The organism is Pseudomonas mucoides (assembly GCF_015461845.1).
GTDB classification, from domain to species: domain Bacteria; phylum Pseudomonadota; class Gammaproteobacteria; order Pseudomonadales; family Pseudomonadaceae; genus Aquipseudomonas; species Aquipseudomonas mucoides.
Genome location: NZ_JACOPW010000011.1, coordinates 53,655 through 73,199, shown reverse-complemented (window position 1 = coordinate 73,199; position 19,545 = coordinate 53,655). Strand labels below are relative to the sequence as shown.

Below are 19,545 nucleotides of genomic sequence, written 5' to 3'. Positions count from 1 at the left end.
ATGCAGGAGTGAGCCTGTTCGCGATGGCTGTCTATCAGTACCTGCGATGCTCGCGCCTTGCTCCGGCCATGCTCTGCTAGAATCGGCCGCATTGATCCCACAAGGTGCACCCCATGAGCGAGCCGATTCGTCTGACCCAATACAGCCACGGCGCAGGATGCGGTTGCAAAATCTCGCCCCAGGTTCTGGAAGTGATTCTGGCCGGCAGCGGGGCGCAGAACCTCGACCCCAAACTCTGGGTCGGCAATGCGTCGCGCGATGACGCGGCGGTGTACGCCATTGATGAAGAACGCGGGGTCGTCTCGACCACGGATTTCTTCATGCCCATCGTCGACGACCCGTTCGACTTCGGCCGCATCGCCGCCACCAATGCCATCAGCGACATCTACGCCATGGGCGGCGATCCGCTGATGGCGATTGCGATCCTCGGCTGGCCGGTGAATGTGCTGGCGCCGGAGATTGCCCGGGAAGTGATTCGCGGCGGCCGCTCGGTCTGCGACGAGGCCGGGATTCCGCTGGCTGGTGGGCACTCCATCGATGCACCGGAGCCGATCTTTGGCCTGGCTGTGACCGGGCTGGTGGAAAAGCGCCACATGAAGCGCAATGACACGGCCACCGCCGGCTGCCTGCTCTACCTGACCAAGCCGCTGGGCATCGGCATCCTTACCACCGCCGAGAAGAAGGGCAAGTTGCGCACCGCCGACATCGGTCTGGCCCGCGACTGGATGTGCACCCTGAACAAACCCGGCAGCCGTTTCGGCAAGCTCGACGGCGTGACCGCGATGACTGACGTCACCGGGTTTGGTCTGCTGGGGCACCTGGTGGAAATGGCCGACGGCAGCCAACTGACCGCCCGCATTGAATACAACCGCGTGCCGCGTCTGCCCGGTGTCGAGTATTACCTCGAGCAAGGCTGCGTGCCGGGCGGGACACTGCGCAATTTCGACAGTTACGCCAGCAAACTGGGACGACTCCAGGAACTGCACAAACGCGTGCTGTGCGATCCGCAGACCAGCGGTGGCCTGCTGATTGCGGTCACGCCCGAAGGCAATGAACGGTTCCTCGCGGTGGCGGCCGAACTGGGGCTGAACCTGGAACCGATAGGCGAACTGGTTGAGCGACAGACACACGCGGTTGAGGTGTTTTGATGTCGATCGACTTCACCGATTACCGCGAGATCTTTCTTAACGACCGGCCGATGATGGATGCGCGCGCGCCGGTGGAGTTCATCAAGGGTTCATTCCCCGGCGTGGTCAACCTGCCGCTGATGAATGACAACGAGCGCCAACGCATCGGCACTTGCTACAAGCAACACGGGCAGCAGGCGGCCATCACGTTGGGGCATCAACTGGTGTCCGGCGAGATCAAGGCTGAGCGCATCCAGGCCTGGGCCGATTTCGCCCGGGCGCACCCCGAGGGGTATCTGTATTGTTTTCGCGGCGGTTTGCGCTCGCAGATCGTCCAGCAGTGGCTCAAGGACGAGGCCGGCATTGACTATCCACGGGTCGATGGCGGCTACAAGGCGATGCGCACCTTCTTGCTCGACACCCTCGATCAGGCCGTTGCCCAATGCGATTTCGTCTTGCTGGGCGGCATGACCGGCACCGGCAAGACTGAGGTGCTGACGCAGTTGAGCAATGGACTGGACCTTGAAGGCCACGCCAACCATCGCGGCTCCAGCTTCGGCAAGCGCGCGACCGGGCAGCCATCCAACATTGATTTCGAGAACCGTCTGGCGGTGGATGTGCTGAAAAAGCGCGCCCATGGCATCGAGCAGTTTGTGCTGGAAGACGAGAGCCGGGCGGTCGGCAGTTGCGCTTTGCCGTTGCCGCTGTATCAGGGCATGCAGCAGTTTCCGATGGTCTGGCTGGAAGACAGCCTTGAAGGGCGCGTCGAGCGGATTTTGCGCGACTACGTGGTGGACCTGTGTGCCGAATTCATTGGTGTGCATGGCGATGAGGGGTTTGCGCGGTTTTCCGAGCGCTTGCTGGAAAGTCTCAACAACGTGCAGAAACGCCTGGGTGGCGAACGCCATCGGCGGATGTTGGTGTTGATGGAAGAGGCCTTGGCGGAGCAGGGCCGAAGCGGCGCGGTGGACCTGCACCGGGGCTGGATCGAAGGGTTGCTGCGTGAATATTACGACCCGATGTATGCGTTTCAGCGGGAGAAGAAAGGCGTGCGGATTGAGTTTGCGGGAGAGAAGGCGGCGGTTCTTGAGTACCTGCGGGAGCGGGTGAACCCGCAACATTAAGGTCGTTTTGGCCGGCCCCATCGCGAGCAAGCTCGCTCCCACATTAGACCGAGATGTTTATCAAACACGGTCAAAATGTGGGAGCGAGCTTGCTCGCGATAGGGCCCTTTCAGGCACCAAAGATCTTAGAGCAAAGCAGCCCCGATCAACCCGCTAACCACCCCGACCCCCATGGTCATCAGCGCCACACTCACCAGTACCCGCGCATCGAAATCCTTGCGCAGCATCAGCAGCGACGGCAGGCTGATGCTCGGCAGTGTCATCAGCAACGCCACGGCTGGAGCGGTGCCCATGCCCAGGGTCATCATGGTTTGTACGATCGGGATTTCCGCGGCGGTGGGAATCACAAACAACGTGCCGATGATCGCCAGCGGCACCAGCCAGAGCAGGCCGTTGGCCATGGCCCCGTCAATATGCGGAAACACCCAGACCCGCACCGCGCCCAGCACCATGACCGCCAGGATGTAGATCGGAATGGTGCTCCAGAACAATTGCCACAGGGTTTTACCCCAGCGCGTCAGGAACGGTTGCGTGTCCTTTTCACTGACTTCGGCGACCGCCTCGACAGCCGCTTCAGGCAGTGTTTCCGGACCGCTGATGCGCTGAGCGACCATCGACACCCCGAACACCAGCACAATCCCCGCGACCAGGCGCAACGCTGTGAACCCCCAACCCAGCACGAACCCCATGAACACCAGGGTTGCCGGGTTGAGCACCGGGTTGCCGATCCAGAAGGCCAGCGCCGCGCCGACCGAGACGTTTGAGCGACGCATGCTCGCGGCCACTGGCGCGGCGCAGCACGAGCACATCATCCCCGGCAGGGCGAACAGGCCGCCGCGCAAGGTCGACGCGAAGCTGGCGCGTCCGAACAGGCGCAGCAGCCAGTCCCGTGGAATCAACACTTGCAGCAGGGAGCCCAGAATCACCGCCAGTACGGCGGCTTTCCAGATCGCCAGGAAATACACCTTGGCATACGTCAGGGCAGCGGCCAGCGGGGCGGTTTGTTCGTCGTTGAGGATGGAGGCGCCGATGCTGTGGTTGTCAGCGGCGATGAAGGCTTTCAGGTAGTAGGGCGACCACTTGACGTAATAGAGGCCAATGCAGGCGACCAGAACGAACAGGGCGGGTTTCCACCAGAACGACCAACCCCGGGCGGGGACAGCTGCGGAAGAAAGTGACATGAAGAGAGTCCAGGCAAAGGGGAGTTGGGTACATGATAGCCCGCCACTTGTCTGCCGTGGTCTTCACTGCGTGTGGGAAGTTGCCGACCGCTTAGGTCGGACACGTCTGCGAGCCGTTATCCAGCCCTTGTTTGTAACTGTGGCTGACGAGGCTGGCCTTGCCGTTGTGCCAGGTCAGGGTCAGTACGTACACCGAATCGTAGTCACTGGACTCCCAGTCCTCGGTGATGTTCTGTTTCTTGCCGACCGCCTCTCCAGCGACCTTGTTGATCAACTCGGGCAGGTAGCCGTGGGACCAGGCGGTGTAGATGATGGCGTTGTGGTACTTGTCGTGAAGCAATTCGTCCGCCAGATCGCTGGTGTCGTTGGCCGAGAACTCGATGTTCACCGGCAAGCCGAGCTTGATCGCGCTGGGGCTGATGGTCATCAGGGGGCGGATGTAGCTGTAGGAATTGTCCAGTTCGCCTTCCTCGACATTGCGCGTCGGGTTGGCGGCAAACACATAGTTGGCCTTGCCGAATTTTTCCGGCAACAAGGTGGCCAGGTCGATGGCGCGGTTGAGGCCCTGGCAATTGAGCTGGCCCAGACCTCCAGCGGGTTTTTCTGCGTGACGCAGGAACACCAGGGTCTGGGTGCCGTCCGCCGGCTGGGCGCGGCTTTCGCTGGACTCCAGCGACAAAAACAATGCGCTCGCCGCCAGCAGCGTCGGCAGGAAAATATACGCACGGTGTTTGAAGCGTTTAGCGAATCTGGACAGGTTCATCATGTGAATAAGGGATCTTCAGCGCATTCAGTTAAGGCTGACAAACCTTTACACCGCCAGCTCCCAGCTTCGGGTGTTTTCCATGTCGTTGGGCCGGTCCGTGTTCGAAAGGGCATTGCTCAGAGTCCTCTGAGCCTGTTTGGTTCGATACCGGCGGGTGCGCGGCACTTTATCGATAACCTTGAACAGGGTGCAGTCAAGGTTATCGACAAGATGTTGCGAAATTATGGACACCCTACACGTAGACGCGTTGGCAAAGGCTGACATCTTTTGATCGTCATCATCAGCGGTTTCGATAACGCGAAAAGATCGCAACCTGCGGGCGCCAATCCTGGATTATGCTCAACGCTTTATTTGGCGATGGAGGCTACCGATGACCGATCTGTCTGCGTTCCCGATTACCCGAAAATGGCCGGCTCAATACCCCGACTGGATCCAGCTGTACTCCTTGCCGACCCCCAACGGCGTCAAGGTCTCGATCATGCTCGAAGAAATCGGACTGCCCTACGAGCCGCATCGGGTGGGCTTCGACACCCAGGATCAGATGTCCCCCGAGTTTTTGTCGTTGAGCCCCAACAACAAGATCCCGGCGATCCTCGACCCGCATGGTCCCGAGGACAAACCCCTGCCATTGTTCGAGTCCGGGGCGATTCTGATTTACCTCGCCGACAAGAGCGGGCAACTGCTGGCGCAGGAATCGGCCGCGCGTTACGAGACGATTCAATGGTTGATGTTCCAGATGGGCGGCATCGGGCCGATGTTCGGCCAGGTAGGTTTCTTCAACAAGTTTGCCGGCAAGGACTACGAGGACAAACGCCCCCGCGACCGTTACGTCGAGGAAAGTAAACGTTTGTTAAAAGTTTTGGATGGACGCCTTGAAGGGCGCGACTGGATCATGGGTGAACGCTACACCATCGCCGATATCGCGACGTTCCCGTGGGTGCGCAACCTGATCGGTTTCTATGAGGCCGGCGACCTGGTGGGCATCAAGGATTTCAAGAACGTCACGCGCGTGCTGGAACGCTTTCTCTCGCGGCCGGCGGTGATCCGTGGGCTGGAAATCCCTAAGTAGAGTGCCTCACGAACAAGGAAGATCATGCGTACATTCGATTTCAAGCAAGTAGATGTCTTCAGCCGCGTCGCCCTCAAGGGCAATCCGTTGGCGGTGGTGTTGGGGGCCGACGCACTCAGTGATGAACGCATGGCGGCGTTCGCGACCTGGACCAACCTCAGTGAAACCACGTTTGTGCTGGAGCCGCGCGATCCGCGGGCCGACTATCGCGTGCGGATCTTTACCACCCTGAATGAGTTGCCCTTCGCCGGTCATCCGACCCTGGGCACTTGCCATGCCTGGCTTGAGGCTGGTGGCGTGCCCAAGGGCGAGGAGATCATTCAGGAGTGCGGCGTCGGGCTGGTGCGGGTCCGTCGACAAGGCGCGGAGCTGGCCTTTCTCGCGCCACCCCTGATCAACGCCGGGCCGGTGGACGCCGAACTGGTGGAGCGCGTGCGACGCGGGCTCGGTCTGGAGGTCGGGGTGATTGTCCGGGCGCAGTGGGTGGATAACGGCGCTGGCTGGCTGGCGGTGATGGTCGCGGACCGCCAGCAGGTGCTGGAGCTGCAACCGGATCACTCGCAAATGTTGGGCCTGGCGGTCGGTGTGATTGCACCGTGGAATCCCGAGCGTGATGGGGATGAAGCGCAATTCGAAGTACGGGCCTTCATCTCCGGCGACGGCATGCCGGAAGACCCGGCGACCGGCAGTTTGAATGCCGGGATTGCGCAGTGGTTGCTTGCCGAGGGGCTGGCGCCAGCCTCCTATGTGGTCAGCCAGGGCCTGACGATGGGACGGGCGGGGCGCATTCAGGTGGATCAGGTCGGTGATGAAATCTGGATTGGTGGAGCGGTGGTGACCTGTATTTCCGGCACCCTGAAGCTCTAAACCTGTCGGAGTGAACCTGCTCGCGATAGCGGTGTGTCAGTCACACTGACGGTGCATGTGCTATCGCTATCGCGAGCAGGCTCACTCCTACAGGGGGCTGTGTCGATCCGGGGGATTATTGCCGAGCCGGTAAGGGTTTGTTCTGCACCTGAGGTTTGTGCCTTGTGCCTTGCAGGGCATAAGCTTCACCCCCTACGACGTTAGTCTCATCCTCTGTTTTTCAGGAATGCCCATGTCCAGCCAGTTCCCCGAAGCACGTCCACGCCGTCTGCGCCGCAATGCGAGCCTGCGCAGCCTGTTCCAGGAAACCGAGTTCAGCCTGAACGACCTGGTGCTGCCGATTTTCGTCGAGGAAGAAATCGACGACTTCGTGCCGATCAACAGCATGCCCGGCGTCATGCGCATTCCGGAGTCGAAACTGGCCGGCGAAATCGAGCGCTACGCCCGCGCCGGCATCAAGTCGGTCATGACCTTCGGCGTGTCGCATCATCTGGACAGCAGCGGCAGCGATACCTGGAGCGATAACGGGCTGGTGTCGCGCATGTCGCGGATCGCCAAGGATGCCGTGCCGGAAATGATCGTGATGTCCGACACCTGCTTCTGCGAATACACCGACCACGGCCATTGTGGCGTGATGCACAACCACGAGGTCGATAACGACCAGACCCTGATCAACCTTGGCAAGCAAGCTGTCGCCGCTGCTCGGGCCGGTGCCGATGTGATTGCCCCGTCGGCGGCCATGGACGGGCAGGTCCAGGCGATTCGCCGGGCGCTGGACGCCGCCGGTTTCAGCCAGACGGCGATCATGGCCTATTCGACCAAGTTTGCCTCGGCGCTCTACGGCCCGTTCCGTGAAGCCGGCGGTAGCGCGCTCAAGGGCGACCGCAAAAGCTATCAGATGAACCCGATGAACCGCCGCGAAGCAGTGCGCGAATCGCTGATGGACGAACAGGAAGGCGCGGATGCACTGATGGTCAAGCCGGCCGGCGCCTACCTCGACATCATCCGCGACATCCGCGAAGTATCGCGTTTGCCGCTGTCGGCGTATCAGGTCAGCGGCGAGTACGCGATGATCAAATTCGCCGCGCAAGCGGGGGCGATTGATGAGGACCGTGTGGTGCGTGAAAGCCTGGGAGCGATCAAGCGGGCGGGCGCGGATCTGATCTTCACCTACTTCGCAATGGACCTGGCCCTGGCCGGGATCTAAACCCCGCCACATAACCCTGTGGGAGCGAGCTTGCTCGCGATAGCGGACGGTCAGTCACATCACTTTTGAATGTGCTAACGCCATCGCGAGCAAGCTCGCTCCCACCGTTGATTGGTGGTGACTTCAGGGCGTGCCGAAGTACGGCCGGATTCCATGATGGTTGAAGTACCGCTCAATCACCTTCGGATCGGAACACGTCTCGGCAATCGCCACATACGTATCCGGGCGCAGCAGATAAAACCCGTTACGCCCCAACCCCGCTGCTTCAAACGCCGGTCGCCAGTCAAACACATGCAAGGGCAGATGATGCTCGATGCACCAGGCGATCATTTCGTCGCTGGTGTCGCCATACACGTGCACCTGCCAGGTCGGATTCCTCAGCGATTCAAAGTTGTCGCCTTCGCCGTCATGCGCCCAAGGCAGGCGATCGCCGCCGTGAACGTGCCCGGCAACGCCGGTGCTTAACGGCATGCCACGATAGTTGAGAGTGATCTGCGAGACCGTGCGAAACAGGAACTCGCGGGACGTTTCAAACGAGGCCATCTTCGGGATCAAAAACGGTGCCAGCCGTGTCCTTAGCACGTCGGCCACGCGTCCCTCGGCGGTGACGAAACTGAACACCCGGTCGGTGGTCGCGACGAGTTTGCGCGCAAAGGCGATGCGTTCGGTTTCGTAGGTGTCGAGGAGTTTGGCCTCGGCACCGCCACTCAACACCGCCGCGAATTTCCACGCCAGGTTGATCGCATCGCCAATCCCGGTGTTCATGCCCTGACCACCGGCCGGGCTGTGAACGTGGGCCGCGTCGCCCAACAAAAAGGCGCGGCCGGTGCGAAAGTGATCGGCCACCCGGTGATGCACGCGATAGGTCGAGAACCAGTTCACCTGCTCGATCTGCACCTGCAGATGTTCGATGGCCCGGCTGCTGACGTCCTCGAAACGCAGGGTTTCAGCCCGGTCGGCGCGCTCGTCGCGCACGGTGCCGATCAACCGCGCGCGCCCGCTGCCGGCGAGCGGAAACACGGCGAGGAAGTCCGCTTCATCAAGGTCCACGTGCAGTTCGCCGTTGAGTGCCGGCCCGCTGGCCTGCACATCCGCCACGTAGAAAATCTGTTGGTAGGTGCCACCGGGAAACCCGGTGTCCAGCTTTTTACGCACTATCGAACGGGCACCATCACAACCGGCCAGGTAACACGCCTGGCAGGTTTCCTGTTGGCCATCGGGCAGGCGCAAGTGGGCGGTGATGCCATCGCCGGTTTCCTCGAAATCCTCCAGTTCGGTGCCGCGTTCCACCTTGATGCCGAAGGTTTCAAGACGCTCGATCAGTAAGCGTTCGTGCTGGTCTTGTGGAAAGATTTCCATGAACGAATAGGGTGTCAGGCCAGCGCCGATGTTGCTCAGTGGCAATCGTGCAACCGATTCACCGCTGACCCAGAAATTTGCTGCCGCCACGCGATGGCCGTTTTGCACCACGGCTTCGCTGAGGTCGAGCTGGCGATACAGCTCCAGCGTGCGCGCCTGGACTGCCAGCGCACGCGACGTGGTGCCGGGCGCCGACGTCTTGTCGATAATCCGCACGCGGATCCCCAGTTTGCTCAACCACAGCGCCAGGACCAGCCCGGTCGGGCCGGCGCCGACGATCAGTACGTCGCTACGGTGCATGAGCCTGTCTCCTCGGTGACTGGCTCAAGTATGGTTCAGGCGCAGTCGGCCGGAAGGCTGACCGCCCAACGGAAAAAGGCCCCGCTGACATGACGATGGAACAGGGCGCGGCCGCAAGAGTCATAGCCTGCGCCATGCCATTGGTCGTATGGTTAACCCGGCTCAACGGATTTGATGGAGCACCATGCAAGCCAATCGATTGATCATGGGCGGCGCGGCGCTGTTGCTGCTGGCCGGTTGCGGCACTCAGCACCCGCAGGAACAACCCGCGCGCCCGCCCGCCGAGGTCAAGGCCGAAATCGTGCGCTTGCTGCCGGCCAAAACCACGGATCGCCAAGGGTGGGCCACGGACATCTACGCCGCCTTCGCCGCCCAGAATATTTATCCGTCCACGCAAAACCTGTGTTCGGTGCTCGCCGTGACCGAGCAGGAATCCACCTTCCAGGTCGACCCGCCTGTGCCGGGCCTGGGCAAGATCGCCCGGGACGAAATCGACCGTCGCGCCGCTAAAGTCCACATCCCCAGCCTGTTGATCAGCGGCGCGCTGCAGGTGAAGTCACCCAACGGCAAAAGCTACAGCGACCGCCTCAACGCGGCGCGCAGTGAAAAGGAACTCAGCGCGATTTTCGATGATTTCATTGGCATGGTGCCCTTGGGCAAGACCCTGTTCGGTGGCTTCAATCCGGTACACACCGCCGGGCCGATGCAGGTCAGTATCGAGTTCGCCGAACAGCAGGCGAAGAACTATCCGTACCCGGTGGAAGGCTCGATTCGCCACGAGGTATTCACTCGGCGCGGCGGCATGTACTTCGGCATCGCCCATTTGCTCGGTTATCCGGTGAGCTACACGCAACCGTTGTATCGCTTCGCTGATTTCAATGCCGGTTGGTACGCCAGCCGCAATGCGGCGTTTCAGAACGCGTTGAGCCGGGTGTCAGGCATCCCGTTGGCGCTGGATGGCGACTTGGTCCGGTATGACTCGATCATGCCCGGTACCACGGAAGTGGCGGTGCGCAGCCTTGGCAAGCCGTTGGGGATGCGCAATACGACCATTCGCAATCAATTGGAGGAGGGCAAAAGCCTGAAATTCGAGGAAACGGAACTCTACCGGCGAGTGTTCGCGTTGGCCGATCAGGCCGAGGGCAGGGCATTGCCTCGTGCCGTGTTGCCGGGGATCGAACTGCAAAGCCCGAAAATCACCCGCAAGCTCACCACGGCATGGTTTGCCAAGCGCGTCGATGAGCGTTATCAGCGTTGCATGAAGCGGGCTGGCCAGTAACCCTGATCGAACGAGAGGCGTAAAAAAACCCGGCGGGTCAGGCCGGGTTTTTCATTGAGTACTGCGGTAAACCCCTGCATTTATGCCGCGCGGCTTTCGATCAGACGGTCGGAACCACCTTCGGCAACGCGGTTCTGCATCAGATGATCGGAGCCATCAGCGGCTACGCGGTTCTCGATCAGATGGTCAGAACCATCAGCAGCAACGCGGTTTTCCATCAGATGATCCGAACCATCAGCGGCTACACGGTTTTCGATCAAGCGATCGGAACCATCAGCGGCCACACGATTCTCGATCAAACGATCCGAACCCCCTTCAGCCACTCGGCTTTCAATCAGACGATCCGAGCCGCCTTCAGCGACCACAGGTTGAGCAGAGGTTGCGGCAAAAGCGTTAACTGCAAAGACCGAGAAAGCGATAGCGAGGATAGTTTGGCGTTTCATGATGGTGTGCTCCGGGGTGTTTATGGGTTGGTATGGAGCGGATGTTACGCCGAGGATTTTTTATGAGAACTTCATTGATGTGATGGTGAACATCGACAGTATTGATAGCCCCTGTGAGTCGCCCCACGCGGGCGTGATGGTTCAGTCGTCGGATGGTACGGGTAGGGCGGATCGACGCTTCTACACTGATTAGCTGGATCACCACGACCGGCAGGTGACGCCTCTCATGACCCCATTCCCGTCTCGCCAGGAGGCCGCACCATGTATCAACTTTATGGACACCAGAATTCCGGCGCGGCGGCGATAGAAGCGGCGCTGGAGCTGTGCGAAATTCCTTATCGCTTCATCGACGTCGAGTTGTCCTCGGAGGCAGCCCAGGCACTGGAGAAGCTCAACCGGCTCAAGCAGATTCCAACGCTGCAGCTGCCCGATGGCAGCATCCTGACCGAAAGTGCGGCGATCCTGATTCATCTCGGGCTGACCTTTCCCAAGTCGAACCTGTTGCCGACACTGCCCGCCGACCGTGATCAGGCGATCCGCGGCCTCACGTACATCGTCAGCAATTGCTACGCAGCCATCGGCATCATCGATTACCCCGAACGCTGGCTGGCCGAGACGGATGAGGCGTCCAGGCAAAACCTCACGGCCGGCGCCCGCGCGCGATTGCACTGGAGCTGGGAGGTGTTTGCCGATCAGTTTTCCGGCGAGCTGTATCTGGGGGATGAGACGCCGGGCGCACTGGATGTGCTGGCGGCGGTGGTGTCGCGGTGGGCCGGCAGCCGTGAGCATTTACGCAACACCCGTCCCGGTTTTTTCGCGTGGCTGGAGCGCATCGACCGGCACCCGACACTGGCCCCGGTCTTCGCGCGGCATTGGCCAGTGTGAACACCGAATAACAACCTGCTCGCGATTGCGGTGTATCAGTCAGCCTATTCATTAACTGACATACCGCTATCGCGAGCAGGCTCACTCCTACATTTTGATCCAGGGTGTCTTCGGATTACTCGCCGCGGATGTACTGCTCCAGCTGGCGAATCAGTTCGGCCTGTTCGGCAATCGCTTCCTTGACCAGGTCGCCGATCGACAGCAAGCCAATCAACTTGCCGTTCTCCACCACCGGCAGGTGACGCAGGCGTCGGTCGGACATGATGCCCAGGCAGGTGTCGACGGTTTGATGGGTGTCCACGGTGATCACCGGGGACACCATGATGTCGCGCACCGGCGTGCCCACCGAAGAACGGCCATGCAGCACCAGTTTGCGTGCGTAATCACGTTCACTGATGATGCCCAGCACCTCGTCATTTTCCACCACCAGCAAGGCGCCGACGTTTTTCTCGGCCATCTTCATCAGCGCTTCCAGCACCATGTGATCAGGTTTGATCTGGTGCACTTCCTGATTCTTCTGATCTTTGAGCTTGAGCAGTTGGGCGACGGTTTTCATGGTGGCTTCTCGGGTGTTGTCGTTGTTCTTGAAGAATCGTAGACCCAAGCGCTGAGGGCAAGAGTGAAAGCGGCAGATAAGACTCAAAAAACGCCATTCAGCGGTATTTTTTCGGTAAACCGCGGTTAAACCCTATGAGAAAGTCGAAAGTGGCGCGCATGACCCGCTGCCCCTTGATGACGCGTAGAATTGCCGCCTGAATCAAATCGAGAGGTTGCAGTGGTGGATTTACAGCAGGGCTTCGTCCTGACCCGGCATTGGCGCGACACCCCGGCCGGCACGGAAGTCGAGTTCTGGCTGGCGACCGACAGTGGTCCCCGGCGCATCCGCCTGCCTCATCAGCCGTCGGTGGCGTTCATTCCAGCCGCCCAGCGCGAACAGGCGCAAGAGGTGCTTCGCGGCGAGAAAGACGTCGAACTAAAGCCCCTGGCCCTGCTGGATTTCGAGCATCGTCCGGTGCTCGGCCTGTATTGCCAGCAGCACGGTCAGTTGATGCGCCTGGAAACCGCGCTGCGCAAGGCCGGCGTCGAGATGTTCGAGGGCGACGTTCGCCCGCCCGAGCGCTACATGATGGAACGGTTCATCACCGCGCCAGTGATCTTTGGTGGGTCGCCCGATGCGCAAGGCCTGCTGCTCGACGCGCAGATGAAACCCGACCCGAAATACCGGCCCAACCTGCGGCTGGTCTCGCTGGATATCGAGACCACCGAACAAGGCGAGTTGTATTCCATTGCCCTGGAAGGCTGCGGCGAACGCCAGGTGTACATGCTCGGGCCGCCCAATGGTGACGCCAGCGCGGTGGATTTCCAGCTTGAATACTGCGACTCGCGAACCGTGCTGCTGAAAAAACTCAACGAATGGTTTGCCCGCCACGACCCCGACGCGATCATCGGCTGGAACGTCGTGCAGTTCGACCTTCGCGTCCTCCACGAACACGCCCGACGCCTGGGCGTACCGCTCAAGCTTGGGCGCGGCGGCGAAGAAATGCAGTGGCGCGAACACGGCAGCCGCAACCATTACTTCGCGTCAGCCGCGGGGCGCCTGATCATCGACGGCATCGAATCCCTGCGCTCGGCAACCTGGAACTTCCCCTCGTTCAGCCTGGAGAACGTCGCGCAAACCTTGCTCGGTGAGGGCAAGGCGATCAGCACGCCGTACCAGCGCATGGACGAAATCAACCGCATGTTCGCCGAGGACAAACCGGCCCTCGCCACTTACAACCTCAAAGACTGTGAGCTGGTCACACGGATTTTCGCCAAGACCGAACTGCTGACCTTCTTGCTGGAGCGTGCCAGCGTCACCGGTTTGCCGGCGGACCGCAGCGGTGGTTCGGTGGCGGCGTTCACTCACCTGTACATGCCGCTGATGCACCGTCAGGGCTTTGTCGCGCCGAATCTGGGCGGCAAGTCACCACAGGCCAGTCCCGGCGGTTTTGTCATGGACTCGCAGCCGGGCCTGTACGAATCGGTGCTGGTGCTCGACTACAAAAGCCTCTATCCGTCGATCATCCGCACCTTCCTGATCGACCCGGTGGGGCTGATCGAAGGCTTGCAGCATCCCGACGACAGCGACTCTGTGCCGGGTTTTCGCGGGGCACGTTTTTCACGAACCCGGCATTGCCTGCCGGCCATCGTCGCCCGGGTCGCCGAAGGCCGCGAAACCGCAAAACGCGAACACAACGCGCCACTGTCTCAGGCGCTGAAGATCATCATGAATGCCTTCTACGGCGTACTCGGCTCCAGCGGCTGCCGTTTCTTCGACACACGGCTGGCGTCGTCGATTACCTTGCGTGGCCACGAAATCATGCTGCGTACCCGGCAACTGATCGAGGCCCAGGGTCACACGGTGATCTACGGCGACACCGACTCCACCTTTGTCTGGCTGCGCCGCGCCCACGGTCAGGAGGAGGCCGCGCAGATTGGCCACGCGCTGGTCGACCACGTCAACCAGTGGTGGCGCGAACATGTGCATGCGGAATACGGGCTGGAAAGTGCCCTGGAATTACAGTTTGAAACCCACTACAAACGCTTTCTGATGCCGACCATCCGTGGCGCGGAGGAGGGCAGCAAGAAGCGTTACGCCGGCCTGGTGACCCGCGCCGATGGCACGGATGAAATGGTCTACAAAGGCCTGGAAACCGTGCGCACCGACTGGTCGCCACTGGCCCGGCAATTCCAGCAGGAGCTGTACTCGCGGATCTTCCACCGCAAGCCGTATCAGGACTACGTGCGCGATTACGTGCAAAAGACCCTGGCTGGCGAGTTCGATGACCGCCTGATCTACCGCAAGCGCCTGCGCCGTACCCTCGACGACTATGAGCGCAACGTGCCGCCCCACGTGCGTGCCGCGCGCATCGCCGATGACTTCAACGACCGCCAGGGCCGTCCGCGTCAGTACCAGAACGGCGGCTGGATCAGCTACGTGATCACCGTTGCCGGGCCCGAGCCGCTGGAGATTCGCAGCGCCCCGATCGACTACGACCATTACGTCACCCGGCAACTGCAACCGGTGGCGGACGCGATCCTGCCGTTTGTCGACGATGACTTCTCAACCCTGATTGGTGGGCAAATGGGCCTGTTTTAAGTCCAGCAATGAAAGCGTCCAGTCATCCCGTATGCCGTGGAAATACTGTTCAAGGGCCTGGTCAAAGAGGCTGTTGTCCGGAGCGACCTGGGCAAACAGCGTCATTGAAGAGTGGAACTTGAGGTCATCGGGATGACCGAAAATCTCGGCGATCGAGCGCTGTTTGATGTTCAGGACCAATTGCGTGCACGTACGCAATCGTGGGCCCAGCAATGAATGCTCCAGATACGCCGCGGCTTCCTCTTTGGAGCGAATGGCAAAGTATCGGGACATTTCGCTGCCCCCCAACCCGGCAAGCTGCGGAAAGATGAACCACATCCAGTGACGGCGTTTTTGACCGGCACTCAGTTCTTCCTGAACCCACTCAAAGACCGGGTCTTGAGCCTGGACGAAACGTGGCAAGTTAAAAGCATCGAGCTGATCGGTGCTTCGCATGCAGAAACCCTCTGCCAATACGGCGATGGCTCAGACCATGGCCAATCGCTGTTTGTGTTGTGGCGCGTGAAACGCGTGGTCCAGCACCTCCAGATCCCCGGGTTCGAGCCGCACTTGCGCGGCTTGCGCATTCAATTTCACGTGTTCAGGTTTGACCGCTTTGGGGATGGCGATCACGCCGGGCTGCCGCAGGATCCATGCCAGCGCCACTTGAGCCGGTGTCACCCCGTGATGGGCGGCAATTTTTACCAGCGTCGGATGCGTCAGCATTTCACCGCCCTGGCCGATAGGGCAGTACGCCATCAACGGCAGCTGGTGTTGTTGGCTCCAGGGCAGCAAATCAAATTCGATGCCGCGCTCCTCCAGGTTGTAGAGCACCTGATTGGTGGCGCAGGTTGATGAGTGCAGTTCGTGCAGGTCGTCCAAGTCGAAATTGGACACACCCCAACGGCCAATCTTGCCGTCTTCACGCAGGCGCTCGAAGGCTTCGACGGTTTCCTCCAAGGGGTACTGGCCGCGCCAGTGCAGCAGGTACAGATCGATGTAATCGGTTTTCAAGCGCCGCAGGCTGCGTTCGCACGCCTGGGGAATGCCTTGGCAACTGGCGTTGTGCGGGTAGACCTTGCTGACCACAAAGACCTGGTCACGCAGACCGCTGATGGCTTGCGCGACCACCTCCTCGGCGCCGCCTTCAGCGTACATTTCCGCGGTATCGATCAACGTCATGCCCAGCTCGATGCCCTGGCGCAGGGCCGAGACTTCTTTAGCGCGCGCCGAATGATCTTCACCCATGTGCCAGGTGCCCTGGCCAATGACCGGTACGTTGACGCCGGCCAGTTCAAGGAACCGCATGAAAACCTCCTGTGTGCAACACGGTGGATACCTAGTTGGCAGCAAAATAACCCGGTGGTTCCCTCCAGCGCCATCTTCCAGGTAAAAGCGAACATGACGAGATATCACCTTTGGGCAGGCAGGCGCCTTCGCTCACGGACCACCGGCACTGCACTTTTTTGGTATTGACGGCTCTATCCTTGGGCAGCCGGCGGCGATCCCCACCGCTGGCCCATGCCCAAGTTCAAGAACCCATGGCTCGAGTGTTACCCCGCATCACCCCACCGATCCGCCGCCGCTGCTTGTTTCTGGCTGGCTTGGCGATGTTCTTTGTCAGCGGTTGCAGCCAGCAACAGGGCAATGACATTGTCAGCCAGTTCCGCGAAGGCCGTCCCCAGGAATTTCTGCAGACCAGCGTCGACCGCATGGCCACGCTGACGATGCGTGACAACCTCGACAGCCTCTATTTGCTGATGAGCAAGCTTTACCTGCGCAACCCCGAGGAGCTGAAAAAATCCGGCTTCCTCGATGCCCGAACCGCCGGGAAGCAAGTGCGCATGGCCATCGAGCAGCAACAGCCACTGCCCACCCTCGGTGGCAAAAAAGACCTGGCGGCGCTCAGGTTTGCCATGAGCCCGGAGTTTCTCGGTGACCGGGTCGGTGCTTTCATCTATGCCATCGGCAGCATGCTGGTAACCGCTCACGGCAATCGCCTGGAGTTCTACATGACGGACGCGATCAACCCGACGTTCGTCAACAACGCCGCGCGCAACATCGAGATCGCCACGTGGATTCTCAGCCAGCGGCAAAACAAACAAGGCGAACCCTTGCTGTTCTCCAACGAGATCTCGGAGGAGGGCAGCAACCTGAGTTTCGCCGTGGAGTTCGGCAAGATCGTTGCCCGGCTGGATTTGCTGACGCAGATGCTCGACGAACGCTACCGGCGCATCGGCTTGAATTATGCGCAGAGCCTGCTGTTCCTGAATTTCCTGCCGGTGCAATAAACCCCGACACAGCGCCTACAGGGGAATGGATGTTGTTATGTCTTGGATATAACGATAGTTCGCATCGATATAAGTGGTTATAAGAAAAATCGCTATGCTGCGGGCCAGATTTCTTCTGCGGTCTTTGTGGACGTCTCAATGGATTTAGTGAACATCGGGTTGATCGTTGCCGGGTTGGTGGTTGGCTTTATTGTCGGCATGACGGGCGTCGGTGGTGGGTCGTTGATGACCCCGATTCTGCTGTGGTTCGGCATCAACCCCGCGACAGCGGTCGGTACCGATTTGCTCTACGCGGCGATCACCAAATCCAGTGGCGTGCTGGTCCACCGGAAAAACAACAACATCGACTGGGCGATTACCGGCTGGCTGACCCTTGGCAGCGTGCCGGCGGTGGCGTTGACGCTGTGGTTCCTGAGCAGCTTGCACACCGCGCCTGAAACCATGAATGCCATCATCAAGCAGGCACTGGGGTTCGTCCTGTTTGCCACGGCATTGGCGATTCTGTTCAAGAAGCGCCTGCTCGATTTCGCTCACAAGCGCGCCGGTGGCAACTACAACCCCAGTGGCAAACGCCTCAACGGCATGACGGTGATCACCGGCCTGGTGCTGGGCACCATGGTTGCGCTGACGTCCATCGGTGCGGGCGCCCTGGGCACCGTGGCCCTGTTTATCCTGTATCCGCTGCTGCCGACCCGTCGCCTCGTCGGGACCGAAATCGCCCACGCGGTGCCGTTGACACTGGTCGCCGGGCTTGGCCATGCGAGCATGGGCAACATGGACTGGCACGTGCTGGGATTCTTGTTGATCGGCTCGCTGCCGGGGATCTGGTTGGGCAGTCATTTGACCGGCAAGATTTCCGATGAAGTGCTGCGCCCTTGCCTGGCGACGATGTTGATGCTGATCGGTTACAAACTGGCGTTCTGATTCCGATTGAATCACCCCGCTGCTTATCTGCGATGAGATTAGCCCCGTCTGTTGCGCAATGACCGCCCTGACCTAAGCTTGGGTCAAGGCGAAACACAATTGCGGTGCGTCACCCGGAACGAACGCCGCGATGCGCAATCATTAGAGCGTGGTTATCAAAAGGAGATGCGCATGCTCATCAGGTTTTTGACCCTGACAACCTTGCTGGCTTTCGCCGGTCCCTTATTCGCAACCGAAAGTGATTCACCGCTGGATACCGACAAAGGCCGGTTCCGGCCCTTGATTGTCATTGCACCCAGCACCGTCGATCCTGTCTGGGTCGGGCTGAAAAAGTCACTGGACGATCCGGCCAACAAGGACGGGATCGCCCAACGCAAAATCCGGGTGTATAGCGTGCTGAATATGTTCGGCCAGCGCGACGGCGAGGACCTCGGTCAGCAGGACACCATGGCGCTGATTCGCTCCCTGAAACTCGGTGCGGGGGCGTTGCCCAAAGTGATCCTGATCGGCAAGGACGGCGAGAAGAAGCTTGAGAGTTCGGGGGCTGAGTCAAAATCGGTCGATTTGAAGAAAGTGTTCGACACCATCGATGCCCTGCCAGCAGCCGAAAAAGAAGCCACCGCGCCGCCGGTAGTGACCCCACCTGCCGAGGCTGAGCCGGTCAAAGGCGCTAAAGGGGTCAAGGCCACCAAGAATGGCAAACCGGCCAAACCAACCAAGCCCCCTGAAATGCCGGATGACTGACACCCCACCGACCCTGTAGCAGCTGGCGCAGCCTGCGTCCGGCTGCGCAGCAGTCGTAAACCCTGAGTACGCGGTCTTCCTGAAACACCGCACCGCTTGATTTCACGACTGCTTCGCAGCCGGACGCAGGCTGCGCCAGCTGCAGGGTGTGGTTACCAGTTATAGCGATACCCGACCGTCACCGCCCACGGCTGCTCGATGTCGCTGCCATGGGTGTAGCCCACTTCCGCAAAGAAGCTGTGTTTGTCCGCCGCCTTCACCGCAACGCCCGCGCCAATCTCGGCGCGTGAACCCGGCAAACGGCTGTACAGACATCATCGCGTCCTGTTCGACATCCGGGCCATTGCTGGCGGTGTAACGCCCACCGCTGATGCGCGCAACTTGCAATCCCGCCTGCGGTTCGACAAACCAGCCCTGACTCAAATCGAAAGCCTTGCCGACTGGAGCTATCAGCACTGACCGCGTGGTGGACAGGCTAAAAAGCGGGCGATCCTACCCGGGTTGTAGGTGGTGGGGATGTAATCTCGAAGGGACGTCCTCGGACGCAGTGCGCTGGCCTGCACAGGCGTCGGACATTTCCTGCGAGACGTATCGTACTCCATGAACTGGTGCGCCAACCCACCTACCGATACCTTTGTCGGGCCGCTGCAAAATCAGCGGTCGGATGTGGAAGTCCGGTGGTTACCGAGAGAGCATGTGCCTCTAAACACCTGTTGGCTTTTTTTTATGCCAACATTGTTGCTTATGGCGGCTGTGCGCAGGAGCACGATTGCGTGCACTGGGTTTCTCTCGGTATCCCGGACTTCCACACCTGCGTACAGCTGCCACCCTCTCTGTGGAAGTGAGATCGGCAGTTTTCTT

General features: G+C 60.3%; 18 protein-coding genes and 1 pseudogene. 11 read left to right on the top strand and 8 right to left on the bottom strand.

Features of this window, described 5'->3' with window-relative positions; translation table 11 throughout:
- The first annotated feature begins 113 nt into the window (after nucleotides 1-113).
- A complete protein-coding gene (gene selD, locus H8F22_RS30285) occupies nucleotides 114-1,148 on the top strand; it encodes a selenide, water dikinase SelD (protein ID WP_027925430.1) in 1,035 nt (344 codons plus the stop codon).
- Complete coding sequence (gene mnmH, locus H8F22_RS30280; RefSeq protein WP_194941049.1) at nucleotides 1,148-2,251, top strand: tRNA 2-selenouridine(34) synthase MnmH; 1,104 nt, start codon at nucleotides 1,148-1,150, stop codon at nucleotides 2,249-2,251. The genes selD and mnmH overlap by 1 nt, the downstream gene beginning before the upstream one ends.
- Nucleotides 2,252-2,376: 125 nt before the next feature.
- On the opposite strand, the gene H8F22_RS30275 is transcribed toward mnmH, so the two are convergent.
- Both H8F22_RS30275 and H8F22_RS30270 read right to left on the bottom strand, forming a co-directional pair.
- On the bottom strand, nucleotides 2,377-3,432 hold the full coding sequence (locus tag H8F22_RS30275; protein WP_027925428.1) for a permease: 1,056 nt from the start codon (nucleotides 3,430-3,432) through the stop codon (nucleotides 2,377-2,379).
- Nucleotides 3,433-3,523: 91 nt separating this feature from the next.
- Entirely contained in the window at nucleotides 3,524-4,195 is a 672-nt protein-coding gene (locus H8F22_RS30270) for a histidine phosphatase family protein (protein ID WP_371258960.1), read from the bottom strand.
- Nucleotides 4,196-4,568: 373 nt separating this feature from the next.
- Between H8F22_RS30270 and H8F22_RS30265 the strand changes: the two genes are divergently transcribed.
- The 3 genes from H8F22_RS30265 (at nucleotide 4,569) to hemB (ending at nucleotide 7,341) form a co-directional block, all read left to right on the top strand.
- Nucleotides 4,569-5,267 carry a glutathione S-transferase family protein gene (locus tag H8F22_RS30265; RefSeq protein WP_027925425.1) on the top strand — a complete coding sequence of 233 codons (699 nt, stop codon included), beginning with the start codon at nucleotides 4,569-4,571 and terminating at the stop codon, nucleotides 5,265-5,267.
- A 24-nt stretch (nucleotides 5,268-5,291) separates the two neighbouring features.
- On the top strand, nucleotides 5,292-6,134 hold the full coding sequence (locus H8F22_RS30260; RefSeq protein ID WP_027925424.1) for a PhzF family phenazine biosynthesis protein: 843 nt from the start codon (nucleotides 5,292-5,294) through the stop codon (nucleotides 6,132-6,134).
- 232 nt (nucleotides 6,135-6,366) lie between these two features.
- The gene (hemB, locus tag H8F22_RS30255) at nucleotides 6,367-7,341 is read left to right on the top strand and encodes a porphobilinogen synthase (protein WP_027925423.1); all 975 of its coding nucleotides are present in this window, start codon (nucleotides 6,367-6,369) and stop codon (nucleotides 7,339-7,341) included.
- A gap of 123 nt (nucleotides 7,342-7,464) precedes the next feature.
- Here hemB and H8F22_RS30250 read toward each other — a convergent pair whose 3' ends face one another.
- Nucleotides 7,465-9,000 (bottom strand): FAD-dependent oxidoreductase, encoded by a 1,536-nt coding sequence (locus tag H8F22_RS30250; RefSeq protein ID WP_059182474.1) that lies wholly within the window; start codon nucleotides 8,998-9,000, stop codon nucleotides 7,465-7,467.
- Nucleotides 9,001-9,184: 184 nt separating this feature from the next.
- On the opposite strand from H8F22_RS30250, the gene H8F22_RS30245 reads away from it, so the two are divergent.
- Nucleotides 9,185-10,279: a DUF1615 domain-containing protein gene (locus H8F22_RS30245; protein WP_027925421.1), complete on the top strand. Its 1,095-nt coding sequence runs from the start codon at nucleotides 9,185-9,187 to the stop codon at nucleotides 10,277-10,279.
- 80 nt (nucleotides 10,280-10,359) lie between these two features.
- Here H8F22_RS30245 and H8F22_RS30240 read toward each other — a convergent pair whose 3' ends face one another.
- Nucleotides 10,360-10,722, bottom strand: coding sequence for a hypothetical protein (locus H8F22_RS30240; RefSeq protein WP_059182476.1), 363 nt, complete (start codon nucleotides 10,720-10,722; stop codon nucleotides 10,360-10,362).
- A 261-nt stretch (nucleotides 10,723-10,983) separates the two neighbouring features.
- Between H8F22_RS30240 and H8F22_RS30235 the strand changes: the two genes are divergently transcribed.
- On the top strand, nucleotides 10,984-11,607 hold the full coding sequence (locus tag H8F22_RS30235; RefSeq protein WP_059182478.1) for a glutathione S-transferase N-terminal domain-containing protein: 624 nt from the start codon (nucleotides 10,984-10,986) through the stop codon (nucleotides 11,605-11,607).
- A gap of 115 nt (nucleotides 11,608-11,722) precedes the next feature.
- Here the strand turns inward: H8F22_RS30235 and H8F22_RS30230 are convergent, their stop codons facing one another.
- The gene (locus H8F22_RS30230; protein WP_007944798.1) at nucleotides 11,723-12,163 is read right to left on the bottom strand and encodes a CBS domain-containing protein; all 441 of its coding nucleotides are present in this window, start codon (nucleotides 12,161-12,163) and stop codon (nucleotides 11,723-11,725) included.
- Between the two features lie 222 nt (nucleotides 12,164-12,385).
- Between H8F22_RS30230 and H8F22_RS30225 the strand changes: the two genes are divergently transcribed.
- The gene (locus H8F22_RS30225) at nucleotides 12,386-14,746 is read left to right on the top strand and encodes a DNA polymerase II (RefSeq protein WP_172825934.1); all 2,361 of its coding nucleotides are present in this window, start codon (nucleotides 12,386-12,388) and stop codon (nucleotides 14,744-14,746) included.
- On the opposite strand, the gene H8F22_RS30220 is transcribed toward H8F22_RS30225, so the two are convergent.
- Both H8F22_RS30220 and H8F22_RS30215 read right to left on the bottom strand, forming a co-directional pair.
- Complete coding sequence (locus H8F22_RS30220; protein ID WP_194941048.1) at nucleotides 14,711-15,181, bottom strand: DUF1810 domain-containing protein; 471 nt, start codon at nucleotides 15,179-15,181, stop codon at nucleotides 14,711-14,713. The genes H8F22_RS30225 and H8F22_RS30220 overlap by 36 nt on opposite strands.
- A 30-nt stretch (nucleotides 15,182-15,211) precedes the next feature.
- Nucleotides 15,212-16,033 carry an aldo/keto reductase gene (locus H8F22_RS30215; protein WP_027925416.1) on the bottom strand — a complete coding sequence of 274 codons (822 nt, stop codon included), beginning with the start codon at nucleotides 16,031-16,033 and terminating at the stop codon, nucleotides 15,212-15,214.
- A gap of 233 nt (nucleotides 16,034-16,266) precedes the next feature.
- Here H8F22_RS30215 and H8F22_RS30210 point away from each other — a divergent pair, with 233 nt between their 5' ends.
- From H8F22_RS30210 to H8F22_RS30200, 3 genes are all read left to right on the top strand, one after another.
- Nucleotides 16,267-17,016 (top strand): Do family serine endopeptidase, encoded by a 750-nt coding sequence (locus tag H8F22_RS30210; RefSeq protein ID WP_027925415.1) that lies wholly within the window; start codon nucleotides 16,267-16,269, stop codon nucleotides 17,014-17,016.
- Nucleotides 17,017-17,154: 138 nt separating this feature from the next.
- Nucleotides 17,155-17,940 (top strand): sulfite exporter TauE/SafE family protein, encoded by a 786-nt coding sequence (locus H8F22_RS30205; RefSeq protein WP_027925414.1) that lies wholly within the window; start codon nucleotides 17,155-17,157, stop codon nucleotides 17,938-17,940.
- 171 nt (nucleotides 17,941-18,111) lie between these two features.
- Nucleotides 18,112-18,684, top strand: a complete 573-nt coding sequence (locus H8F22_RS30200) for a DUF4174 domain-containing protein (protein ID WP_194941047.1) — start codon at nucleotides 18,112-18,114, stop codon at nucleotides 18,682-18,684.
- A gap of 152 nt (nucleotides 18,685-18,836) precedes the next feature.
- Here H8F22_RS30200 and H8F22_RS32930 read toward each other — a convergent pair.
- A pseudogene (locus H8F22_RS32930) lies at nucleotides 18,837-19,140 on the bottom strand (autotransporter outer membrane beta-barrel domain-containing protein).
- Nucleotides 19,141-19,545 lie beyond the last annotated feature (405 nt).

Bases quoted from the DNA above. Each gene is read 5' to 3' on its own strand.
- H8F22_RS30215 (WP_027925416.1), bottom strand. From the start codon at position 16,033: ATGCGGTTCCTTGAACTGGCCGGCGTCAACGTACCGGTCATTGGCCAG.
- H8F22_RS30270 (WP_371258960.1), bottom strand. From the start codon at position 4,195: ATGAACCTGTCCAGATTCGCTAAACGCTTCAAACACCGTGCGTATATT.
- H8F22_RS30260 (WP_027925424.1), top strand. From the start codon at position 5,292: ATGCGTACATTCGATTTCAAGCAAGTAGATGTCTTCAGCCGCGTCGCC.
- H8F22_RS30235 (WP_059182478.1), top strand. From the start codon at position 10,984: ATGTATCAACTTTATGGACACCAGAATTCCGGCGCGGCGGCGATAGAA.
- H8F22_RS30240 (WP_059182476.1), bottom strand. From the start codon at position 10,722: ATGAAACGCCAAACTATCCTCGCTATCGCTTTCTCGGTCTTTGCAGTT.
- H8F22_RS30205 (WP_027925414.1), top strand. From the start codon at position 17,155: ATGGATTTAGTGAACATCGGGTTGATCGTTGCCGGGTTGGTGGTTGGC.
- H8F22_RS30265 (WP_027925425.1), top strand. From the start codon at position 4,569: ATGACCGATCTGTCTGCGTTCCCGATTACCCGAAAATGGCCGGCTCAA.
- H8F22_RS30230 (WP_007944798.1), bottom strand. From the start codon at position 12,163: ATGAAAACCGTCGCCCAACTGCTCAAGCTCAAAGATCAGAAGAATCAG.
- H8F22_RS30200 (WP_194941047.1), top strand. From the start codon at position 18,112: ATGCTCATCAGGTTTTTGACCCTGACAACCTTGCTGGCTTTCGCCGGT.
- hemB (WP_027925423.1), top strand. From the start codon at position 6,367: ATGTCCAGCCAGTTCCCCGAAGCACGTCCACGCCGTCTGCGCCGCAAT.
- mnmH (WP_194941049.1), top strand. From the start codon at position 1,148: ATGTCGATCGACTTCACCGATTACCGCGAGATCTTTCTTAACGACCGG.
- H8F22_RS30245 (WP_027925421.1), top strand. From the start codon at position 9,185: ATGCAAGCCAATCGATTGATCATGGGCGGCGCGGCGCTGTTGCTGCTG.
- H8F22_RS30220 (WP_194941048.1), bottom strand. From the start codon at position 15,181: ATGCGAAGCACCGATCAGCTCGATGCTTTTAACTTGCCACGTTTCGTC.
- H8F22_RS30275 (WP_027925428.1), bottom strand. From the start codon at position 3,432: ATGTCACTTTCTTCCGCAGCTGTCCCCGCCCGGGGTTGGTCGTTCTGG.
- H8F22_RS30210 (WP_027925415.1), top strand. From the start codon at position 16,267: ATGGCTCGAGTGTTACCCCGCATCACCCCACCGATCCGCCGCCGCTGC.
- selD (WP_027925430.1), top strand. From the start codon at position 114: ATGAGCGAGCCGATTCGTCTGACCCAATACAGCCACGGCGCAGGATGC.
- H8F22_RS30250 (WP_059182474.1), bottom strand. From the start codon at position 9,000: ATGCACCGTAGCGACGTACTGATCGTCGGCGCCGGCCCGACCGGGCTG.